Source organism: Enterobacter cloacae complex sp. IR5418, assembly GCF_049238105.1.
GTDB classification, from domain to species: Bacteria; Pseudomonadota; Gammaproteobacteria; order Enterobacterales; family Enterobacteriaceae; genus Enterobacter; species Enterobacter hormaechei.
This window is the reverse complement of sequence record NZ_JBMKHS010000081.1, coordinates 1-4263: the sequence shown is the minus strand read 5'-3', so window position 1 is coordinate 4263 and position 4263 is coordinate 1. Positions and strand designations below refer to the sequence as shown.

At 47.2% G+C, this 4263-nt stretch carries 2 pseudogenes; both read left to right on the top strand.

Going from position 1 to position 4263, the window contains the following annotated elements:
* Positions 1-108: 108 nt before the first annotated feature.
* A pseudogene (locus ACOTX7_RS23925) lies at positions 109-3126 on the top strand (Tn3-like element IS3000 family transposase).
* A gap of 219 nt (positions 3127-3345) precedes the next feature.
* Positions 3346-4209 (top strand): annotated as a pseudogene (locus ACOTX7_RS23920) (IS30-like element ISAba125 family transposase); the annotation flags it as partial.
* Positions 4210-4263 lie beyond the last annotated feature (54 nt).

Genomic DNA, 4263 nt, shown 5'->3' with positions numbered 1-4263 from the left:
AGTGCTCTGGAGGCCCCGCCGTCTGTGGCCTCCAGAGGGGTATTACTTTTTTCGAGATCCCTATTTGGGCTCTGTTTGAGTAAGATTTAGTCTTTTTGGGCTAAATCCATGGCATTCGAAGAACGTGTCCAAATCTTGTCCGAGGCAGAACAAGATGAGTTATATGGACCCCCCGCTTTCACCTCCGCCGACCAACGCTTCTTTTTCTCGCTGAACGATAAGGAACTGGCGATCGCTAAAAGCCTCCGTCATCGGGGCCAGCGTTACATGCTGGTGGTACTGCTGGGCTATTTCAAAGCCAAGCCGGTGGTGCTGAATCCCGGCTTTCATCAGATCAAGCAGGACCTCAAATACGTTTATCAAACCGTTCTACCAGGCCCAGGCTGTAGACCCTTTAATCTCACGCCAAAAGAGAACGAACGGATTTACCAACGTGTTTTCCAGCTCTGCAACTACCAGCGCTGAAATGTCAAAGACCATGGAGCGGCGTTGAGAGATTACTTATCCCAGCAAGCCAGAGCCTGGACAGCGCCTAGGCACCTCTTCGATGCGGCCAATGAATATTGTTCGGGGCAGAAGATCGCAATCCCTGCCTACAGCACGCTGCAAAAGATCATCAGTCAGGTGGTGGGAGACGAACAGGAACACATGGCCGCGCACCTTGAGCGTGCAATGTCACGCGGTCTTAAGCAAGCACTGGCGGAGCTCGTGAACGGCACAGGTCCACTGCCGTTCCGACAGTTGCGACAATCGGCTCGTAACTTCACCGGAACCGAGTTGGAGAAAGAACTGATTGTCTATCGCCATATCCAGCATTGGATGCCGGAAGTGGATCTGCTGTTGAGCACGCTATCACTGTCGCAGAAAAATCTGCAACACCTGGCAGAGAAAGTCGACTACTACGGTGCCAAACTGAAACGTCAAACCGTAGGCAGCCAATGGCTGTATTTATTGTGCTATCTTCAAACGCGATGGCAGCAAGCGCTGGAACGTATTGCCGATGGCTTTGTGCATCATGTCAGACAGACCAAACAGAAGGCAAAGGATTATGCGCAGGAAGCGGTGTTTAAGGATTGGCAAAAAGCAGCTAAAAATGTCAGCAAGGCAGCTGAAGTACTGCACCTGTTCATTGATGACAGCATTGATCTGCAACTACCGTTTGCAACAGTAAGACAGCAAGCACTGAGCCTGCTGACCAAAAGGGATCTGGAATCTGTATGTCTCTTCCTGAACGAGCAGCGACGATCGGTCGATGAAGCCATGTGGCAGTACTGCGACGAGAAAGAAAGTCTGCGGAAAGGTTTGCTGCGAGAGTTGTTCCTATGTCTGCGCTTCGAAGGCTGCGACGGCACCCAGCACTTAGCGGCCGCCTTGGCGAAAACACAAAACGAACTCAACGGCCAGGACGCTCAGTTGCAAACTGCCGACACCAGACTCCTTTCCAAAAAATCACGTGAATTCCTGCTGGATGGTGAAGGGAATATCCTGATCGATCGTTATGAGTGGTTCCTCTATCAACAGATTCCTGATCGCCTGAATGGCCAGCTGACGCTGCCTGATATCACTAAATACCGGGCACTCGACGCCGACCTGATCGACGGGGAACATTGGCGAAAAAACAAATATACGCTGCTTCAACAGAGCCATTTTACAAAATTAGCGGAGGAGCCTGAAAAGCTGATCAAACAGATGGCCATGGAATTGGATACCCGTTTGTACGAAGTCGGCGAATATCTTGAACAGGAAGACAACCGGAATATCATCTTGCGTAATCCGCAGGGTAAACGCTTCTGGCGCCTGCCTTCGGCCAGCAAACATCATCTGGTCAACAATCCCTTCTTCCAGCAAATTCCCACAACGGGGATTGCGGATGTACTGCGCATGGTTGATCGTGACACCGGTTTCATTGACTGCTTCGCTCATGTGCTGGGTTCCCAATCCAGAAGCCGTTCCCATGAATATGACCTGTTGGCAATTCTGGTCGGCAATGCAACCAATCAAGGCATTTACGGCATGGCACAGATCTCTGATCGTACCTATGATCAGCTCAGCACTATCCAGGCGAACTATCTTCGCCTGGAAACATTGAATGCTGCTAACGACAACATCAATAACGCGACAGCCAAGCTACCCATCTTCCGGTACTACAACATCCAGGAAGATGTGATCCACGCCAGTGCCGATGGTCAAAAGTTCGAAGCCCGGCGCGAGACCTTCAAAACCCGTTATTCGTCGAAGTACTTTGGCACTCAAAAAGGTGTTTCTGCCATGACCTTGATCGCCAATCACGCTGCGATCAACGCCAGAGTGATCGGCGCCAACGAACATGAATCGCACTACATCTTTGATTTGTTGATGAGCAATACGTCAGACATCATTCCGGATGTGCTCTCAACCGATACCCATGGGGTGAACCATGTGAACTTCGCGTTACTGGATCTGTTCGGATACCAGTTTGCCCCACGCTATGCCCAGGTTGGCAAAGTGATCAATGACATGTTTGATGTCAAGGAAGACAAAGAACACCGAATTCAGCTGTGCTTAAAAAAGCCAATCAATACCCATCGTATTGCGCAGCACTGGGATACCATCCAACGGATTGCAGTATCACTTAAGCAGCGGAAAACAACGCAAGCCACCTTGGTGAGAAAGCTCTCGGAGTACAAGCGCAATCACCCGCTGCTGGAAGCCCTGACGGAATACAATCGCCTGGTGAAAGCGAATTATCTACTGTGCTACATCGATGATGCCAGTTTAAGAAACTATGTTCAGCGCGCGCTGAACCGGGGAGAGGCCTATCACCAACTGCGTCGGGCCGTGAGCAGCGTCAATGGGGATCAGTTCCGGGGCAGTTCAGACGAAGAAATCCAGCTATGGAATGAGTGCGCTCGCCTGGTCACCAATGCCATCGTTTACTTCAACTCCAGGATACTCAGCCAGCTGTTGACCAGCTTCGAATACCAAGGAGATACCAAGAGAATAGATATCGTCAAACAGGCATCCCCTGTGGCCTGGCACAACATTAACCTCAAGGGGACTTACCACTTCGAATTGAGCGAAAAATTGCCAGATCTGGAGGAGCTTATGCGCTCAATCGAGGGATATTTACCCGTCAGCGAAAAGTAATACCCCTCTGGAGGCCACGGACGGCGCGGCCTCCAGAGCACTTTGTCGTTTTTGGACGGAAAATCCCTAGAACCCCATTATCTAAAAATACTTAATTGTCTTTTAACGTCGCTAAATTTTAAATAAATAAGTGAAGAGTGTTAGTGGAGCCACTGATTTAAAGTTGGCAGAGTAAAACTTGAAGTGCGACATAAACCACCTAATTAATTTAAAGGGTTTATGGAGTATATAAAATTGTCATACCATCATCTTAACTTTGAAGATCGTACTGCATTAATGCTTGAGTCAAGAAAAGAAGGCTTTTCAGCCAGAAAATTTGCTGAACTCATTAAAAGACATCCTAGTACGATCTATCGTGAGCTTAAAAGAAATAGCATCAATGACGTTTATCAAGCTCGATATGCTTCTGATAACACCTTCGCTAGACGTAGACGTGGTCACAGAAAACTCAAAATCGATTCAATCCTCTGGAAATTTATTGTTGAAGCGATCCGTTGTTTATGGTCTCCTCAGCAAATAGCAAAGCGTTTAAAGACATTTCCTGATTTGGATCAAACAATGAATGTAAGCCATACAACGATTTATTCAACGATACGAGCATTACCAAAGGGTGAGTTGAAAAAAGACTTATTATCCTGTCTACGTCATGAAAATAAAAAGCGAAAAGCTAACGGTGAACCTAAAAAAGATTCTATATTACAGGATATTAAAACTATTCATGAGCGCCCAGCCGAAGTTCAAGAAAGAAAAATACCGGGTCATTGGGAAGCTGATTTAATTAAAGGTAAAGACAATAAAAGTTCGATAGCAACACTTATTGAACGAAATACACGGCTCTGTATCTTGGCAACATTACCTGATGCAAAGGCAGAATCAGTGCGCAAGGCTTTAACTGAAGCTCTGAAATATTTACCTGCAGAACTGCGTAAAACGTTGACCTATGACCGTGGACGTGAGATGTCAGAACATAAAATACTCGAAGAAGATTTAGGCATAGATGTATATTTCTGTGACCCACATTCACCCTGGCAAAAAGGCACATGCGAAAATATGAATGGTTTAATTAGGCAATATTTACCTAAGGAAGGTGCGAACAAGTCCCTGATATGAGATCATGTTTGTCATCTGGAGCCATGG